The following is an 18,705-nucleotide window of genomic DNA, read 5'->3' on the forward strand; positions in this document are numbered from 1 at the left end:
AATAAAAATGCGATCCGCCTCGACATTTCTGATAGACGTTACGCATAAGACAAAGGACCACAACCTGTGAGTCAAATCTCACTTTCCACGTGACATTACATTTGTCCAGCTTTTGGCAGATTTGTCACATGGCGCGCGTCATCAACACACTCGTATGCTGTTGCCCAATGAATGAGGATTGATTTCAGGAGTGTGTATGGCTCTCGTAGTGGAATTTACCTGTGAATTACCCAACGGTGTTCACGCGCGTCCGGCAAGTCATGTGGAAACGCTGTGCAATACGTTTATCTCGCAAATCGAATGGCACAACCTGCGCACAGACCGTAAAGGGAATGCCAAGAGCGCACTGGCAGTCATTGGCACCGATACGCTGGCAGGCGATGCCTGTCGTCTGGTGATCCAAGGTGAAGATGAGCAGAACGCCTATCAGCAACTGGAACAATGGCTCCGGGAAGAGTTCCCACACTGTGATGCGCCGCTCGCAGAAGCCATTAATATTGAGCGCGATCCGCTGCCAGAATCCCTCGCGCGCCTTAATCCAACGCTTTTCCGCGCCCTGCCCGTTTGCAGCGGTAGCGCCCAGGGCGTGTTGACCTTGCTGGCCTCGCTGGATCTCAACGCACTGTCAGATTTAGCCGAAGCGAAAGACGAAGGAGATGAGCAGTTAGCACTGGATAATGGTCTCACCCTGCTGGTGAAAAACATTGAGCTGCGCGCGCTGGACAGCGACAGCACCGCCAGCGCCATTCTTGAAGCCCATCGTTCGCTGGCTACGGATACCTCGCTGCGCCAGCACCTCCTGTCAGGGGTCAACCGGGGCTTAAGCTGCGCTCAGGCCATCATCGCCACGGCGAACCATTTCTGCGATACGTTCTCTCGTTCCAGCAGCACGTATTTGCAGGAGCGTGTGCTGGACGTACGCGACGTCTGCTATCAGCTTTTACAGCATATCTACGGTGAAGCGCGTTTCCCGTCTCCGGGGCAACTGACGCAGCCGAGCGTCTGCCTTGCTGACGACCTCACGCCCGGCCAGTTCCTGGAACTGGATAAAACCTTGCTAAAAGGGCTGCTGTTAAAAAGCGGTGGAACAACCTCGCATACGGTTATTCTTGCACGTTCCTTTAATATTCCGACGCTGGTGGGCGTCGACAATGAAAGCCTGCTGCAGTGGCGCAATCAATCCGTATTTATCGATGGCAATGCTGGTGCCGTCGTGGTCGATGCCAGCGATGCGGTGGCGCGCTACTACCGACAGGAAGCACGGGTACAACAGGCACTACGCGAGCAGCAGGGCATCTGGCTGGACCGGGAAGCCAGAACCGCCGACGGCCTGCGGGTTGAGATTGCCGCGAACATCGCCCATGCGGTGGAAGCGCAGGCAGCCTTTGAGAACGGCGCCGAGGGCGTTGGCCTGTTTCGCACCGAAATGCTTTATATGGACCGCAGCAGCGCGCCCGGTGAAAACGAGCTCTACAACATTTTCTGTCAGGCACTGGAAAGTGCAAACGGGCGCAGCATCATCGTGCGGACCATGGATATCGGCGGCGATAAGCCGGTAGAGTACCTGAAGATCCCGGCCGAAAATAACCCGTTCCTCGGTTACCGCGCCGTACGTATTTACGAAGAGTATGCAGTGCTTTTCACCACCCAGCTTCGGGCGATCCTGCGCGCCTCTGCTCACGGCAGCCTGAAGATCATGATCCCGATGATCTCTTCCATGGAAGAGATCCTGTGGGTGAAAGAGAAACTTGCCGAAGCGAAACAACAGCTCCGCGCTGAGCATATTCCGTTTGATGAGAAAATCCCGCTTGGCATCATGCTGGAAGTCCCTTCGGTGATGTTTATCATCGACCAGTGCTGCGAAGAGATTGATTTCTTTAGCATCGGTAGCAATGACCTGACGCAGTATCTGCTGGCTGTTGATCGCGATAACGCCAAAGTCACACGCCATTACAACAGCCTGAACCCGGCCTTCCTGAGGGCGCTGGATTACGCGGTACAAGCCGTCCATCGACAGGGGAAATGGATTGGCCTGTGCGGCGAACTGGGTGCAAAAGGCTCGGTGTTGCCATTGCTGGTGGGTCTGGGTTTGGACGAGCTGAGCATGGGGTCGCCCGCTATCCCGGCAACCAAAGCGCGTCTGGCTCAGCTTGATAGCCGCGCCTGCCGCCAGTTGCTGAATCAGGCCATGGCGTGTCGCACTTCGCTTGAAGTGGAGCACCTGCTGGCGCAGTTCCGCATGAATCAGCAGGACACACCTCTGGTTACACCTCGCTGCATTTCACTGGACAATGACTGGAACAGCAAAGAAGAGGTCATGAAGGGAATGACCGATAACCTGCTGCTCGCAGGACGTTGCCGCTACCCACGCAAGCTGGAGGCCGATCTGTGGGCACGCGAAGCGGTCTTCTCCACCGGGCTCGGCTTTAGCTTTGCTATCCCGCACAGCAAATCGGAGCACATTGAGCAATCCACCATCAGCGTTGCACGCCTGAAAGCCCCCGTCATGTGGGGAGATGAAGAAGCACAATTCATCATCATGCTAACGCTGAATAAACACGCCGCGGGCGATCAGCATATGCGTATTTTCTCCCGACTGGCACGCCGCATCATGCATGAGGATTTCCGCAATGCGCTGGTTAACGCCAGCTCAGGGGAGGCGATTGCTTCCCTGCTACAACACGAATTAGAACTGTAAAACGAGGAAGAGTGATGGAACTGTACCTGGATACCGCCAACGTAGCGGAAGTTGAACGCCTGGCGCGCATTTTTCCCATTGCGGGCGTTACCACCAACCCGAGCATCATTGCCGCCAGCCGTGAATCCATCTGGGACGTGCTGCCGCGCCTGCAAAAAGCCATTGGGCCGGAAGGCATGCTGTTTGCTCAAACCATGAGCCGCGATGCCGAAGAAATGGTGGCGGAAGCAAAACGGCTGAACAATGCCCTGCCGGACATCGTGGTAAAAATTCCCGTCACTGCACAGGGGCTCATCGCGATTAAGGCGCTGAAGAAAGAGGGAATTACCACGCTGGGCACCGCCGTTTACAGCGCCGCTCAGGGTTTACTGGCCGCGCTGGCAGGCGCGAAATACGTTGCGCCGTACGTCAACCGCGTCGACGCACAGGGCGGCGACGGTATTGGCATGGTACAGGAGCTGCAGTCCCTGCTGGAACTGCATGCGCCGGAAAGCATGGTGCTGGCTGCCAGCTTTAAAACGCCGCGCCAGGCGCTGGATTGCCTGTTGGCAGGATGTGAGGCAATCACGCTTCCCTTAGACGTAGCGCAACAAATGCTCGACACACCAGCGGTAGAGTCAGCCATAGAGAAGTTCGAGCAGGACTGGAAAAACGCGTTTGGTAACCTCAACCTCTAAGGGAGAACTGTTATGGACCGTATTATTCAATCGCCGGGGAAATACATCCAGGGTGCAGATGTTCTTACTCGCCTCGGCGACTACCTGAAGCCGCTGGCGAATCGCTGGCTGGTGGTGGGCGATAAATTTGTGCTGGGTTTTGCTGAAGAAACCCTGCGTCAGAGTTTTAAAAAAGCCGGACTCCATGCCGAAATCGCACCGTTTGGTGGCGAATGTTCGCAAAATGAAATCGATCGCCTGAAAAAGCTGGCCGACAGCGCCGACTGCCTGGCGGTGCTGGGTATCGGCGGCGGAAAAACGCTGGATACCGCCAAAGCGCTGGCGCACTTTATGGACGTGCCGGTGGCTATTGCCCCGACCATTGCCTCCACCGATGCGCCGTGCAGCGCCCTCTCCGTGATTTATACCGACAGCGGTGAGTTCGATCGCTACCTGATGCTGCCGCACAACCCGAACATGGTGATTGTCGATACCAAAGTGGTGGCAGGCGCACCTGCGCGCCTGCTGGCCGCCGGGATTGGCGATGCACTGGCAACCTGGTTTGAAGCGCGCGCCTGTTCGCGCAGCGGCGCCACGACCATGGCGGGTGGCAAGTGCACGCAGGCAGCGTTAGCGCTGGCAGAGCTGTGCTACAACACGCTGGTTGAAGAGGGCGAGAAAGCGATGCTGGCGGCAGAGCAGCATGTCGTCACACCGGCGCTGGAACGCATTATCGAAGCCAACACCTATCTCAGCGGGGTGGGCTTTGAAAGCGGCGGGCTGGCGGCGGCGCACGCCATTCACAACGGCATGACGGCGGTGCCGGATGCGCATCATTTTTACCATGGTGAAAAGGTCGCGTTCGGCACACTGACACAGCTGGTACTGGAGAACGCGCCGGTTGAAGAAATTGAGACCGTCGCCGCGCTTTGCCACAGCGTTGGGCTGCCGATCACCCTGGCGCAGCTGAACATCAAAGAGGATATTCCGGCCAAAATGCGGCTGATCGCGGAAGCGTCCTGCGCCGAAGGTGAAACCATTCACAACATGCCTGGCGGCGTCACGCCGGATCAGGTCTATGCGGCGCTGCTGGTGGCCGACCAGTATGGACAGCGATTCTTGCAGGAGTGGGAGTAACGAAAAAAGCCGGGTGGCGCTGCGCTTACCCGGCCTACATGGCACTTTAATTTGTAGGCCGGGTAAGGCGTAGCCGCCACCCGGCACATGGGTTACTTCACGTCAAACCGGTCCAAATCCATCACTCGCGCCCACGCGGCAACAAAATCACGGACGAACTTCTCGTGTGCATCACTGCTGGCGTAAACTTCGGCCAGCGCACGCAGGACGGCGTTTGAACCGAAGACCAGATCGGCGCGGGTGGCGGTGTATTTCACTTCCCCGCTGGCGCGATCGCTACCGGCAAACAGCTCGTTTGAGTCATCGGTCGCTTTCCACTGGGTGTTCATATCCAGCAGATTAACGAAGAAGTCGTTGCTCAGCACGCCCTCGCGGTTGGTAAACACGCCATTCTTGCTGCCATCGAAGTTTGCACCCAGTACGCGCAGACCGCCGATTAGCACCGTCAGTTCCGGCGCGGTCAGGGTCAGCTGCTGGGCTTTGTCGATCAGCAGCGACTCGGTGGTGGACACATCCACCTGCGCACGGTAGTTGCGGAAACCGTCGGCAACCGGTTCGAGCAGGTTAAACATCTCGATGTCCGTCTGGTCCTGACGCGCATCTACGCGGCCTGGGGTAAACGGTACGTTGACGTAAACGCCTGCCGCTTTCGCCGCCTGCTCAACGCCCACAACACCTGCCAGCACGATGATATCGGCCAGTGAGGCTTTATTAGTGGTGCGCTGAATAGCTTCCAGAGCCGGTAACGCCCGTACCGCCGCGGCGTTCACATCCCAGTCGCGCTGAGGCGCCAGCGCCAGACGCGCGCCGTTAGCGCCGCCACGCTTGTCGCCGCCGCGGAAGGTCGATGCCGACGCCCAGGCCACGGAAACCAGCTCGCTCACGGAGAGACCAGAGGCCGCGATTTCCGCTTTCAGGCTTTCAATATCTTCCTGCGTCGGATGGAACACCGGCTGAGGCAGCGGATCCTGCCAAATCAAATCTTCTTTCGGCACTTCCGGGCCAATGTACCGCGCTTTTGGCCCCATATCGCGATGGGTCAGCTTGAACCACGCGCGCGCAAAGGCTTCGTTGAAGGCCTGCGGATCGTTCAGGAAGCGACGGGAAATTTTCTCGAATTCCGGATCAAAACGCAGCGTCAGGTCGGTGACCAGCATGGTTGGCTTGCGTTTTTTCGACGGGTCAAACGGGTCAGGCATAATTTCTGGCGCATCCACGGCTTCAAACTGAATGGCGCCCGCCGGGCTACGCGTCTGCACCCATTCGTATTTGAACAGGTTCTCGAAGAAGTAGTTGCTCCACTGGGTCGGGGTTTGAGACCAGATAACTTCCAGCCCGGAGGTGATGGCGTCAGCGCCAATACCGGTGCCGTGCGTGCTGGCCCAGCCCAGACCCTGCGCTTCAATCGGCGACGCTTCCGGGTCAGTGCCCACATGCGTGGCTTCGCCTGCGCCGTGCGTTTTACCGAGCGTATGGCCGCCTGCAATCAGCGCGACGGTCTCTTCGTCGTTCATGCCCATATTGCCAAAGGTAGCGCGGATCGCCGCCGCCGCAGACAGCGGTTCACCGCTGGCGTTTGGCCCTTCCGGGTTAACGTAAATCAGGCCCATTTCAGTGGCCGCAAGCGGGCGCTTCGCCAGCGCTTCCGGGTCACGGTGGGTCAGCCAGGCTTTTTCATCGCCCCAGTTCACGTCCAGATCCGGTTCCCAGACGTCTTCACGCCCGGCACCGAAACCAAAAGTGCGGAAGCCGGAGTTCTCCAGCGCCACGTTACCCGCGAGGATAAACAGGTCGGCCCAGGAGATTTTTTGTCCGTATTTTTGCTTAACTGGCCACAGCAGACGGCGAGCCTTATCCAGACTGACGTTATCAGGCCAGGAGTTCAGCGGCGCAAAACGTTGCTGGCCGCGCCCCGCGCCGCCGCGACCGTCAACGGAGCGATAGGTACCCGCACCGTGCCAGGCCATACGAATAAACAGGCCCGCATAGCTTCCCCAGTCGGCAGGCCACCACGGTTGTGAGTCGGTTAAAAGGGCTTTGAGATCGCCCTTAAGGGCGGAATAGTCGAGCTTGCTGAATTCTTTGCGGTAGTCGAAGTCTTCACCCAGCGGGTTCGAACGGTTGGAATGTTGGTTTAGAAGATCGATGCGGAGTTGTTTAGGCCACCAATCTTTGCTGCCGGTACCTGCACCCGCGCTGTGATCGACGCCGCCCTGGTGGAACGGACATTTGCCGGCGGATGCCGCGTTATTGGTCTCGTCTGACATGCTCATCGCTATGCTCCCTTTACAGTGTTACCGTTACGATATACACCACTAGCGATAAGAGATAGTTGAATTAATCCACAGATTCGATAGCTAATACCTTTTAACTCTCTGTTCGATTAAAAAGCCCTCGTTTTATGAGGGCTTTTTACTTTACAGCGCCGGGCGAACACCGAGCGTATGGCAAATGGCATAGCTCATTTCCGCGCGATTCAGGGTATAGAAATGGAAATCTTTCACCCCTTCGCGGCTTAAAATCTTCACCATGTCCATCGCGATATTGGCTCCCACCAGCTTGCGGGTTTCCGGGTCGTCGTCCAGCCCTTCATACATTTTGGACATCCACAGCGGAATGCGCACGTTGGTCATATCCGCGAATTTCTTCGCCTGTTTGAAGTTCGAGACCGGCAGAATACCAGGGATGATTTCGACATCAATACCTGCCGAGACGCAGCGGTCACGAAAGCGCAGGTAGCTTTCAACGTCAAAGAAGAACTGAGTAATCGCACGGTTAGCACCAGCCTCCACTTTACGCTTCAGGTTGAGCAGATCCGCCTGGGCACTTTTGGCTTCCGGGTGAACTTCAGGGTAGGCGGCCACGGAGATATCAAAGTCGGCAACGTCTTTCAGCAGGCCGACCAGATCGGCGGCAAACATCTCTGGCTTACCGCTGCCTGGCGGGAGGTCGCCGCGCAGGGCCACAATGTGGCGAATGCCGTTATTCCAGTAGTCCTGGGCAATGGCGCGCAGTTCATCACGGGTGGCGTCGATACAGGTCAGGTGCGGCGCCGCTTCCAGACCGGTTCGGTCTTTAATGCCCTTAATGATGCTGTGCGTGCGGTCACGCTCACCGGAGTTGGCGCCGTAGGTCACGGAGACGAACTTCGGCTTGAGGCTGCTCAGGCGATCGATAGAGCTCCACAGGGTTTGCTCCATTTCACTGGTGCGCGGCGGGAAAAATTCAAAAGAGACGTTAATCTGGCCGTTTACTTCGGCCAGGCTCTGGTTCAGTGCTTCCCGCTGGTTGGCGTGAAAAAAGCTCATACCCTACCCCTATCAATCGCGTGTCATTGTCTGTTGTGTTGTGAACTTCTATACGTTTAGACGTCCAGATGTAAAAATGACGGAAAAGCGGGATGACGTCAACAGAAATAATCAACATTAACGGTGAGGTTTGTTCAGGGAAGATGAAGGGCATTCATGATGGGGGTGAGTGCGGTCTGATACCCTCACCCTGTCCCTCTCCCACAGGGAGAGGGAAATGCAGACGTTACAGCAGCTTAGCCAGACGATTAATGTCGGACTGAATGGCTCCGGCGGTGACATCGCGTCCCGCGCCCGGGCCACGGATCACCAGCGGGTTATCGCGGTACCAGCGGCTTTCGATGGCGAAGACGTTGTCGCATGGCAGGAGCGCCGCCAGCGGATGTTCAGGACGCACCGCCTCCACGCCCACGCGCGCTTTACCGTTCGCCTCGAAGCGCGCCACGTAACGCAGCACCAGCCCCATCTCGTTAGCTGCTTCCAGACGTTGCACCATCTGCTCGTTCAGCTCGTCGCCGTTCTCGAAGAAGTGATCGACGGACCCTTCCTCGCAGCCCGCAGGCACCAGCGACTCAACGCGTACCTGACCCGGCTCAATGTCGTAGCCGGCTTCACGCGCCAGGATCACCAGCTTGCGCATCACGTCTTTACCGGCAAGGTCAACGCGCGGATCCGGCTCGGTTAAACCCTGCTGCCACGCCTGATCCACCAGGTCGGTGAACGGCACGGTGCCGTCAAATTGCAGGAACAGCCAGGAGAGCGTGCCGGAGAAGATCCCGCTCAGCGCCAGAATGCTGTCGCCGCTTTCAATCAGATCGCGCACGGTATGGTTAACCGGCAGACCTGCGCCAACGGTGGCGTTATACAGCCAGTGACGACCCGTTTTTTCGAACGCGTCGTGGATCTGGCGATATTTATCAGTGCTGCTCGCGCCCGCCAGCTTGTTGGCGCTGATGACGTGGAACCCGTGGCTGGCGAAATCCAGATACTGATCGGCCAGCTGCTCGCTGGCGGTCACATCCAGCACTACCAGATCGTCATACGGGTGCGCACGCATCCACAGGAACAGCGACTCTTCATCTTGCTCGACGGCTTCATCATTAAAGAAGGCCAGCGCGCGGCTGGCATCCAGCCCTTCGTAGTTCAGCAGGCTGCGGCGGCTGTCCACCACGCCTGCGAGAATGAATTCGAACCCGGTACGCGCCGAGAGCGTGACCTGTTCGCGGGCGAACAGCTCCAGCCAGCGGGAACCGATGTTGCCTTTACCAAACAGCACCAGGCCGATGCGTTTTTCCGCACGGAACAGGGAGGTATGCAGGCCCTGAATCAGGCTTTCGGTTGGCCCTTTACGCAGAACGGCAACCAGGCTGATGCCCTCTTCTGATTGCCAGGTGAACTCCACCGGCTGGCCTTTCAGCTGCTGCCAGAAGCGGTGGCAGTGCAGCGGGTTACGGGTGACGCCCGCGCCTACCATCGCCACCAGCGCCAGCCCCTGACGCAGGCGAAGCTCGCCCGGCAGGCCCGCTTCATCCAGAATTTTCAGGGCGCTGTCCACCACTTCGGCGGTATAGCAGAACTGCAACAGCTGGCGATCGTTATGCACGCCAACGGCCAGCGGACGCACCTGAGCACGTTTCAGGATGGTGTCGATATCTTTGTGCGCCAGTTTGAAATCCTGGCCCGCAGGCACCTGGAACTCAATCAGGCAGATGTCATCGTGGCTGGTGACAATGCGCGCGCCCGTACCGGATGCCAGCACGCGCTCGATGCGGGTGGAACCCTGATCCGGCGTGTAGCTACAGCGTAGTTGCAGGTCGATGTCGCTGCCGGAAACCGGCTGTAGCGTGCGCGCGTGCAGCACCGGGGCCGCCAGACGCGCCAGCTCGCTCGCTTCGTCGAGACGCAGCAGCGGCAGCAGGCAGGCATCTTTCACTTTGCGCGGGTCCGCGCTGTACACACCGGCCACGTCGCTCCAGATGGTGACGCGGGACACGCCCGCCAGGGCACCAATCTGTGTTGCCGAGTAGTCAGAGCCGTTACGGCCCAGCAGAACGGTTTCGCCGGCATTGCTGCGGCTGATAAAGCCGGTGACGACAATACGTTTACCGGGATGTTGCACCAGCAGCTGTTGCAGCAGCGGGTAGGACAACCCTTCGTCCACCTGCGGCTGCGCGGCACGTTCGGCACGCAGGAAATCACGCGCGTCGAGCCAGGCGGCTTCCACACCCAGGTGTTGCAGCACGGCGGCCATCAGGCGCGCAGACCACACTTCACCGTGGCCAACCACTTCGGCATACACCGCATCGGTAATGCCGCTGTCCAGCAGAGCGGCCAGACGCTCAAGGTCGTGCGTAAAAGCGCTAATCAGCCCGTCCGCCACGTCCGCAGGCAGCAAACCGGCAATCAGTTCGCTCTGGTAACGACGTAAGGACTGTTGCACCTGATGCGCAGAGAGGCGATCGGTCTGGCTCAGTTTCAGCCAGCTAATCAACTGGTTGGTGGTGCTGCCTGCCGCAGAGACAACCATCATGTCCCCCGGCTGTGAATACTCGGTCATGATCCCTGCGACACGCAGGTAACATTTCACATCAGCAAGACTACTACCACCAAACTTGTGCAGCTGACGACCCTTCGCCCCTGCCTGCGCTATCACACTCATGATTACCCCTTGGCTGCGACCCGGAAGCCATTTTCCAGATCGGCAATTAAATCTTCAGAATCTTCAATACCGGTCGAGATACGCAGCAGCGTCTCGGAAATCCCGGCGGCGGCACGTGCTTCGGGTGCCATACCTGCGTGCGTCATAGTTGCGGCGTGGGAGATCAAGCTTTCTACTCCCCCTAAGGATTCCGCCAGCGTAAACAATGACAACCCGCTCAGGAAGCGACGCAGCGTTTGCTCGTCACCGTCCAGTTCAAAACTTAACATCGCGCCAAATCCTTTCTGTTGGCGCGCGGCAATCTCGTGCCCCTGGTTTTCCGGCAGCGACGGGTGATAAAGCTTTTTCACCAGCGGCTGGTTTTTCAGGAAATCCACGATCGCCTGGGCATTACGCTGCGCCACGTCCATACGCGGTGATAGCGTGCGAATACCGCGCAGCAGCAAATAGCTGTCGAACGCGCCCGCGGTGACGCCAATGTTATTGGCCCACCATGCCAGTTCGGTGACAACGTCGGGATCTCTGGCAATCACCACGCCCGCCACCACGTCAGAATGGCCGTTCAGATATTTCGTGCATGAATGCAACACCAGATCGGCACCCAGTGCCAGTGGGTTCTGAAGGGCCGGACTGAGGAACGTATTATCCACTACACTTATCGCTCCCGCATCCCTTGCGAGCTGACAAATTTTCGCAATATCGACTACGCGCAACAATGGATTGCTTGGACTTTCCACCAGAACCAGCTTCGGCTGCTCGGCAAGCGCCTGTTTCAGCGCCTGTTCGTCGTTTTGATCGACAAACAGCACACGGTAGCAGCCACGTTTCGCCAGGCTATCAAACAGACGATAGCTGCCGCCGTAACAGTCGTGTGGCGCCACCAGCAGATCGCCAGGTTTCAGGAACACTGTGGTTACCAGGTGAATGGCAGACATGCCGGTATTGGTTAATACCGCCCCTGCGCCGCCTTCCAGTTCCGCCAGCGCGCGCTGGGTGACGTCGCGCGTAGGATTGCCGCGACGCGAGTAGTCATGCGCGCGAGGTTCATTAAATCCGGTGAAATTATAGGTACTGGAGAGATGAATTGGCGGGACAACGCAGCCGTACTGCTCGTCATCATTCAATCCGCTACGCACTGCGATGGTGGCCTGTTTACGCGTCATGGTGAGGCTTCCTGGCGAATGAGGTGAAAAGTCAGGCACCAGAGTAAACATTGAAAGTATGGACGTCAATACATCTGGACATCTAAACTTCTTTGCGTATAGATTGAGCAATGCGCAAATAGCCGTTAAAATTATATGCTTTAGGACACGCTACAGCGGCAATATCCGTGCCTCGGTATCGTCTCTACGGTAAACTACGCAAGATTACGGTTCAAAACTGATGGTTACGGGTTTTGCACCTTTAGATTAATGACTGAGAGGATTAAAGGTATCTCATGGCTGAATGGAGCGGCGAATATATCAGCCCATACGCTGAGCACGGTAAGAAGAGTGAGCAAGTCAAGAAAATCACGGTGTCCATTCCTCTGAAGGTGTTGAAGATCCTCACCGATGAACGTACGCGTCGTCAGGTGAACAACCTGCGTCACGCCACTAACAGCGAACTGCTGTGCGAAGCGTTCCTGCATGCGTTTACCGGCCAACCGTTGCCGAACGATGACGATCTGCGTAAAGAACGCAGTGACGAAATCCCGGAAGAGGCGAAGGTGATCATGCGTGAACTGGGTATCGACCCGGAGACCTGGGAATACTAACAGCGATGCGGTCCCGCTGAGGGTGCTCAGCGGGATGGTTTCTCAGAAGTTGTAACCTAAGCCGACACGCAGACGCGTTTGTCGGTCGTCAGTGGTAGCAGTGTTATAGCCGGAAGAGACATTACCCACCTCCACGAATGGCACCCACGAATCGATGTTATACGCCACGCGGAAGTTATATTCGTAATCCTCTTTTTTGTTGTTATACAGATCTTCGTTGTCGGCGAATTTATAAATTCCGTTCAGCTCAAACATCCAGTTATCAATATTATATCCCAGCCACATTTCCGGGCGATATACCAGTCTGTCATCTTTACCGTCTGCATTACGGCGGGTATATTCGGTACGATAACGGAACGCCGTCCACCAGCTTTCATTAATATTATACTGTACGCGTAAATAGGGTTTATAAATAGCCATGTCGTCACCCATTTCAACCGCGATACCCGGCTGCCAGATAAATCCCTGCCAGGTAAACTGGTAGCTGGCAGTATATTCGTTGCTGTTACTTTCCATATTATTGAGCGCATCATTAGATTGCTTTTCGTCTGAGCGTGAGACGGCCTCTACGGCCACACCAAAGCCCGTCCCGAAACGGTGTGACATGTACACACGGTCATAGTTACGTCTATCGTCGTAATACTCGTGTCGGTAATCAACATATCCCGCCTGCGCCGCGCACGATAGTAATGGAAGCACGAATAAAAGTTGCTTCAGTTTCATCCTTTTTCCCTCAAAGTAAATACACCCTGAAAGCCATCGCTGTTGAAATGGCAAATAAGAATTTATGTCGAGCGCAGTGTAATTTTACACCCAGAGGGAAACCTTTTATTTATTGCCATATCCGGCAATAAAATGGCAAACAGGCCAAGAATACAGAGATAAAGCTCACTATCCGTATAAATAGGAATATATTAAGACACGGTGATTATTTTTCGGAAAAATTAAAATATATATTTGAAGAGAAAATATAAATACAGAATTAATTCAGGAGAGATATTACAGGCACAAAAAAACCGCCCGGAGGCGGTTTCTTCTGGATGCTTATTTAGCGCCCGGGATGCTGAAACGCTTGTTGAAGCGGTCAACACGGCCACCGGTTGCAACATCACGCTGCTTACCAGTGTAGAACGGGTGGCATTTGCCGCACACGTCCAGGTTCAGATCGTGACCCACGGTAGAGCGGATCTGGATAGAGTTACCGCAAGAGCAGTTTGCAGTAATCATTTCGTATTTCGGGTGAATATCTTTTTTCATGGGAGAACCTCAGTTAAGGCCGCGTCGCTCTTCCAGCCCTAACGCCAGACACCACGCGATGTTGAATGTAAGTTCTTTGGCGTAAAATACACCAAAGGCGGCGAATCATACAGAATTTGACCAACGTATGCAAACTGATCCGCACGCCGCTTTCACTAATGTGTATACTAACGCGCCACTTTTCAAGTCAGGAAGATTCGATGCCCGTCGCTCACGTTGCCCTGCCCGTTCCGCTTCCCCGCACCTTTGACTACCTGCTGCCCGACAGCATGAGCGCCAAAGCGGGCTGTCGCGTGACCGTGCCGTTTGGCAAACAGCAGCGCGTGGGGATCGTGGTGTCCGTCAGTAATAAAAGCGAACTGCCGCTAAACGAGCTGAAATCGGTTGTTGAGGTGCTGGACAGCGAGCCGGTTTACTCCACCAGCACCTGGCGACTGCTGCTGTGGGCGGCAGATTATTATCATCATCCGATTGGCGACGTCCTGTTCCATGCCCTGCCCATTATGCTGCGCCAGGGTAAGAGCGCCAGCCACGCGCCAATGTGGTACTGGTTTGCCACCGAGCAGGGCCAGGCGGTGGACATTAACAGCCTGAAGCGCTCGCAAAAACAGCAGCAGGCGTTGGCCGCGCTGCGCCAGGGAAAAATCTGGCGCCATCAGGTCGACGAGCTTGAGGTAAGCGAAACCGCGTTGCAGGCATTAAGGAAGAAAGGGCTGAGCGAGCTGGCCAGTGAAGCACCTGCCCTTCACGACTGGCGCGACGGCTTTTCCGTCTCGGGCGATCGTCTGCGTCTGAATACCGAGCAGGCCACCGCCGTAGGCGCGATTCACAGCGCTGCCGATCGTTTTTCCGCCTGGCTGCTGGCGGGCGTCACCGGCTCCGGTAAAACCGAAGTGTATCTGAGCGTGCTGGAAAACGTGCTCGCGCAGGGCAAACAGGCGCTGGTGATGGTGCCGGAAATCGGCCTGACGCCGCAAACCATCGCGCGTTTCCGTGAACGTTTTAATGCGCCCGTTGAGGTTCTGCACTCCGGCCTGAACGACAGCGAGCGCCTCAGCGCCTGGCTGAAAGCGAAAAACGGCGAAGCGGCGATTGTGATCGGCACCCGTTCATCGCTGTTTACGCCGTTTAAAAATCTCGGCGTTATCGTGATCGATGAAGAGCATGACAGCTCCTATAAACAGCAGGAAGGCTGGCGCTATCACGCCCGCGACTTAGCCGTGTACCGCGCCCACAGCGAGCAAATCCCCATTATTCTCGGGTCTGCCACCCCCGCGCTTGAAACGCTGCACAACGTTCGCCAGCGTAAATACCACATGCTGCGCCTGACGCGCCGCGCGGGAAATGCCCGCCCGGCCATTCAGCATGTGCTGGATCTGAAAGGTCAGCAGGTGCAGGCCGGGTTAGCGCCTGCGCTGATTAGCCGCATGCGTCAGCATTTGCAGGCGGGCAACCAGGTGATCCTGTTCCTGAACCGCCGCGGCTTTGCGCCTGCGCTGCTGTGCCACGACTGCGGCTGGATCGCGGAGTGCCCGCGCTGCGATCACTACTACACCTTCCACCAGGCTCAGCGCCATTTGCGCTGCCACCACTGCGACAGCCAGCGTCCGGTCCCCCGTCAGTGCCCGTCCTGCGGCTCAACGCACATCGTGCCGGTCGGTCTGGGAACGGAACAGCTTGAACAGGCGCTCGCGCCCTTCTTCCCGGATGTGCCCATCTCCCGTATCGACAGGGATACCACCAGCCGTAAAGGGGCGCTTGAGCAGCAACTGGCGGAAGTACATCGTGGCGGCGCGCGTATCCTGATTGGTACTCAGATGCTGGCGAAAGGGCACCACTTCCCGGACGTGACGCTGGTCGCCCTGCTGGACGTCGACGGCGCGCTGTTCTCCGCGGATTTTCGCTCCGCCGAGCGTTTCGCCCAGCTTTATACCCAGGTTGCCGGTCGCGCTGGTCGAGCGGGTAAGCAGGGCGAGGTGGTGCTGCAAACGCACCACCCTGAACATCCGCTGCTGCAAACCCTGCTGCACAAAGGCTATGACGCCTTCGCGGACCAGGCGCTGGCCGAACGTCAGACGATGCAGCTTCCCCCGTGGACCAGCCACGTTATCATCCGTGCGGAAGACCATAATAACCAGCAGGCGCCGCTGTTCCTGCAACAGCTGAGAAACCTCCTGCAAGCCAGCCCGCTGGTGGATAATCAGCTGTGGATTTTAGGCCCGGTACCCGCGCTCGCCCCGAAACGCGGCGGCCGTTTCCGCTGGCAACTCTTACTTCAGCACCCCTCGCGTATCCGTTTACAGCAGATCGTCAGCGGCACGCTGGCGCTGATCAATACCCTGCCGGAAGCGCGAAAAGTGAAGTGGGTTCTGGACGTCGATCCGATTGAAGGCTGAAGACGGATCGAAAAATTTAATGCGCCTCACACTTTTTATGAAAATTCTGTAACCGATTCCATTAACTATCTGTAAAAATGGTGCGGTCCGCAGTTCGGTGTTCAGGCGAGGAGAAGACGTTGAAGTCCAGGAAAGAGGTTGCCTCGGCGACCATGAAAGACGTTGCCGAGAAAGCACAAGTCTCAACAGCAACCGTGTCCCGCGCATTGATGAACCCTGACAAAGTCTCCCAGGCGACCCGAAACCGGGTTGAAAAGGCGGCGCTTGAGGTCGGTTATTTTCCGCAAGCCATGGGGCGTAACGTAAAACGCAACGAATCCCGCACCATCCTGGTGATCGTGCCCGACATCTGCGATCCCTTCTTCAGCGAAATCATCCGCGGCATTGAAGTCACGGCCGCCGCCCAGGGCTATCTGGTGCTGATTGGCGATTGTGCCCACCAGAACCAGCAGGAAAAAACGTTCATCGACCTGATCATCACCAAGCAGATTGATGGCATGCTGCTGCTTGGCTCACGCCTGCCGTTTGATGCCAGCATTGAAGAACAGCGCAATTTACCGCCGATGGTCATGGCGAACGAATTCGCGCCGGAGCTGGAGCTGCCAACCGTTCATATCGATAACCTCACCGCCGCGTTCAACGCCGTGAACTATCTTCAGGAACTGGGGCATAAGCGCATCGGTTGTATCGCCGGACCAGAAGAGATGCCGCTGTGTCATTACCGCTTGCAGGGCTACGTTCAGGCGCTGCGCCGTACCGGGGCTATCGTCGATCCGCACTACATTGCGCGCGGTGATTTCACCTTTGAAGCGGGCGGGCAGGCGCTGGAAAAATTGCTGGCCTTGCCAGAACCGCCTACCGCGGTCTTCTGCCACAGCGACGTGATGGCGCTAGGGGCGTTATCCTACGCCAAACGTCACGGCCTGCGTGTGCCGCAGGACCTGTCGATAATCGGTTTTGATAATATTTCGCTTTCGGAGTTTTGCGATCCGCCGCTTTCGACCGTTGCACAGCCGCGGTATGACATTGGCCGGGAAGCGATGCTGCTTTTGCTGGATCAGCTGCACGGTCAAACAGTTAGCAGTGGGTCACGGCTACTGGATTGTGAGCTAATTGTGCGCGGCTCTACCCAGGCATTAACTTAAAGTAAATACCTTTCGACACCCTTATCTGGTCAAAGCCCCGTCGCTTAAGTAACATGGCGGGCTGACGAACGAATAAATACAGCGAAACGATAGTGGCACAACGAGATTATGTACGTCGCGGCCAGCCGGCACCTTCGCGACGCAAAAAGAGTAGTTCAAAAAGCAAGCAACGTAGCCTGTCTGCTGTCTCCCCAGCCATGGTCGCCATTGCTGCGGCCGTGCTGGTGGCCTTTATTGGCGGCCTCTACTTCATTACGCATCATAAAAAAGAAGAGTCTGAAGCCCTTCAGGGTAACAAGGTCGTCGGCAACGGCCTTCCTCCTAAGCCTGAAGAGCGCTGGCGCTACATTAAAGAGCTGGAAAGCCGCCAGCCTGGCGTACGTGCGCCTACCGAGCCTTCTGCCGGGGGTGAAGTGAAGAATGCCGATCAGCTGACGGACGAACAGCGTCAATTGCTCGCTCAGATGCAGGCGGACATGCGCCAGCAGCCTACGCAGTTGAACGAAGTGCCGTGGAACGAACAAACCCCGGCGCAGCGTCAGCAAACATTGCAGCGCCAGCGTCAGGCTCAGCAGCAAACGCAACAGCAGCAGTGGACGCAGACGCAGCCGGTACAGCAGCCGCGTTCACAACCGCAGCAGCAGACGCGTACCGTACAAACTCAGCCTGTCCAGCAGCAACCGAAGGCGCAGCCGCAGAAGCAAACGGCACAGCCGTATCAGGATCTGTTGCAGACGCCTGCGCATACCACTGCGCAACAGCCAAAAACGCAGCAGGCTGCGCCGGTCACCAAAGAGACCGAGGTGCCGAAGCAGACGGCTGAGAAAAAAGATGAACGCCGCTGGATGGTTCAGTGCGGTTCGTTTAAAGGCGCCGAACAGGCAGAAACGGTGCGTGCTCAGCTGGCATTTGAAGGATTTGACTCACGCATTACCACCAATAACGGCTGGAATCGCGTAGTGATTGGACCGGTCAAAGGCAAAGAAAACGCAGACGGCACCATTTCCCGTTTGAAAGTGGCTGGCCACACAAACTGCATTCGACTCGCCTCCGGGGGTTGAAACCCCCAAAATCCCCCCCATCTATCATTTAATTCAGCCCTGAGCACAGGCTCAGGGCTTCTGTTTCCCGAATCTGTAACCAGGGGGTCTGCTCGTGACAACAATAGTAAGTGTACGCCGTAACGGCCAGGTGGTAATTGCCGGTGATGGCCAGGCCACGCTGGGTAATACCGTCATGAAAGGCAACGTGAAGAAAGTACGTCGTCTTTATAACGACAAAGTGATCGCCGGTTTCGCAGGCGGCACGGCTGATGCCTTCACGCTGTTTGAACTGTTTGAACGCAAACTGGAAATGCATCAGGGTCATCTGGTGAAAGCCGCCGTTGAGCTGGCAAAAGACTGGCGTACCGACCGCATGCTACGCAAGCTCGAAGCGCTGCTGGCCGTGGCTGACGAAAACGCCTCGCTGATCATCACCGGTAACGGCGACGTAGTTCAGCCTGAAAACGACCTGATTGCCATCGGCTCTGGCGGCCCGTACGCCCAGGCCGCAGCCCGTGCGCTGTTGGAAAATACCGACATGAACGCGCGCGATATCGCGGTGAAAGCGTTGGATATTGCAGGTGATATCTGCATCTATACCAACCACAATCACACCATCGAAGAATTACCGTCTAAAGCGTAAGGATCGC

The 18,705-nt window shown here is 56.8% G+C and carries 14 protein-coding genes; 8 read left to right on the plus strand and 6 right to left on the minus strand.

The window, feature by feature from the left end; all coding sequences use genetic code 11:
* Window positions 1–196 precede the first annotated feature (196 nt).
* The 3 genes from ptsP to SK53_RS20280 are packed head-to-tail and all read left to right on the plus strand — an operon-like array spanning window position 197 to window position 4,491.
* The gene (gene ptsP, locus SK53_RS20270) at window positions 197–2,698 is read left to right on the plus strand and encodes a phosphoenolpyruvate--protein phosphotransferase (protein ID WP_048209934.1); all 2,502 of its coding nucleotides are present in this window, start codon (window positions 197–199) and stop codon (window positions 2,696–2,698) included.
* A 14-nt stretch (window positions 2,699–2,712) separates the two neighbouring features.
* Window positions 2,713–3,375, plus strand: coding sequence for a fructose-6-phosphate aldolase (gene fsa, locus SK53_RS20275; RefSeq protein WP_023315033.1), 663 nt, complete (start codon window positions 2,713–2,715; stop codon window positions 3,373–3,375).
* Window positions 3,376–3,387: 12 nt separating this feature from the next.
* Window positions 3,388–4,491 carry a bifunctional L-1,2-propanediol dehydrogenase/glycerol dehydrogenase gene (locus SK53_RS20280; RefSeq protein WP_023315034.1) on the plus strand — a complete coding sequence of 368 codons (1,104 nt, stop codon included), beginning with the start codon at window positions 3,388–3,390 and terminating at the stop codon, window positions 4,489–4,491.
* A gap of 92 nt (window positions 4,492–4,583) precedes the next feature.
* On the opposite strand, the gene katG is transcribed toward SK53_RS20280, so the two are convergent.
* The 4 genes from katG to metB form a co-directional block, all read right to left on the minus strand.
* Window positions 4,584–6,764: a catalase/peroxidase HPI gene (gene katG, locus SK53_RS20285; protein WP_003862046.1), complete on the minus strand. Its 2,181-nt coding sequence runs from the start codon at window positions 6,762–6,764 to the stop codon at window positions 4,584–4,586.
* A gap of 144 nt (window positions 6,765–6,908) precedes the next feature.
* Window positions 6,909–7,799: a methylenetetrahydrofolate reductase gene (gene metF / locus SK53_RS20290; RefSeq protein ID WP_003862045.1), complete on the minus strand. Its 891-nt coding sequence runs from the start codon at window positions 7,797–7,799 to the stop codon at window positions 6,909–6,911.
* A gap of 226 nt (window positions 7,800–8,025) precedes the next feature.
* Complete coding sequence (locus SK53_RS20295) at window positions 8,026–10,458, minus strand: bifunctional aspartate kinase/homoserine dehydrogenase II (protein WP_003862044.1); 2,433 nt, start codon at window positions 10,456–10,458, stop codon at window positions 8,026–8,028.
* A 2-nt stretch (window positions 10,459–10,460) separates the two neighbouring features.
* Window positions 10,461–11,621, minus strand: coding sequence for a cystathionine gamma-synthase (gene metB / locus SK53_RS20300; RefSeq protein WP_023323886.1), 1,161 nt, complete (start codon window positions 11,619–11,621; stop codon window positions 10,461–10,463).
* A 275-nt stretch (window positions 11,622–11,896) separates the two neighbouring features.
* Between metB and metJ the strand changes: the two genes are divergently transcribed.
* The gene (gene metJ, locus SK53_RS20305; RefSeq protein ID WP_003862042.1) at window positions 11,897–12,214 is read left to right on the plus strand and encodes a met regulon transcriptional regulator MetJ; all 318 of its coding nucleotides are present in this window, start codon (window positions 11,897–11,899) and stop codon (window positions 12,212–12,214) included.
* Between the two features lie 42 nt (window positions 12,215–12,256).
* On the opposite strand, the gene SK53_RS20310 is transcribed toward metJ, so the two are convergent.
* Both SK53_RS20310 and rpmE read right to left on the minus strand, forming a co-directional pair.
* Complete coding sequence (locus tag SK53_RS20310) at window positions 12,257–12,937, minus strand: oligogalacturonate-specific porin KdgM family protein (RefSeq protein ID WP_048209935.1); 681 nt, start codon at window positions 12,935–12,937, stop codon at window positions 12,257–12,259.
* A 321-nt stretch (window positions 12,938–13,258) separates the two neighbouring features.
* A complete protein-coding gene (gene rpmE, locus SK53_RS20315; protein ID WP_003862040.1) occupies window positions 13,259–13,471 on the minus strand; it encodes a 50S ribosomal protein L31 in 213 nt (70 codons plus the stop codon).
* Between the two features lie 200 nt (window positions 13,472–13,671).
* On the opposite strand from rpmE, the gene priA reads away from it, so the two are divergent.
* The 4 genes from priA to hslV all read left to right on the plus strand — a co-directional run bounded on the left by priA (window position 13,672) and on the right by hslV (window position 18,698).
* Window positions 13,672–15,867 (plus strand): primosomal protein N', encoded by a 2,196-nt coding sequence (gene priA, locus SK53_RS20320; RefSeq protein ID WP_023315037.1) that lies wholly within the window; start codon window positions 13,672–13,674, stop codon window positions 15,865–15,867.
* A 119-nt stretch (window positions 15,868–15,986) separates the two neighbouring features.
* Entirely contained in the window at window positions 15,987–17,012 is a 1,026-nt protein-coding gene (gene cytR / locus SK53_RS20325; RefSeq protein WP_003862038.1) for a DNA-binding transcriptional regulator CytR, read from the plus strand.
* 92 nt (window positions 17,013–17,104) lie between these two features.
* A complete protein-coding gene (ftsN, locus tag SK53_RS20330) occupies window positions 17,105–18,073 on the plus strand; it encodes a cell division protein FtsN (RefSeq protein WP_003862037.1) in 969 nt (322 codons plus the stop codon).
* 94 nt (window positions 18,074–18,167) lie between these two features.
* Window positions 18,168–18,698, plus strand: coding sequence for an ATP-dependent protease subunit HslV (gene hslV / locus SK53_RS20335; RefSeq protein WP_003862036.1), 531 nt, complete (start codon window positions 18,168–18,170; stop codon window positions 18,696–18,698).
* Window positions 18,699–18,705 lie beyond the last annotated feature (7 nt).

Origin of the sequence: Enterobacter sp. MGH119, from assembly GCF_001037675.1 — a bacterium.
Classification (GTDB): domain Bacteria; phylum Pseudomonadota; class Gammaproteobacteria; order Enterobacterales; family Enterobacteriaceae; genus Enterobacter; species Enterobacter hormaechei_C.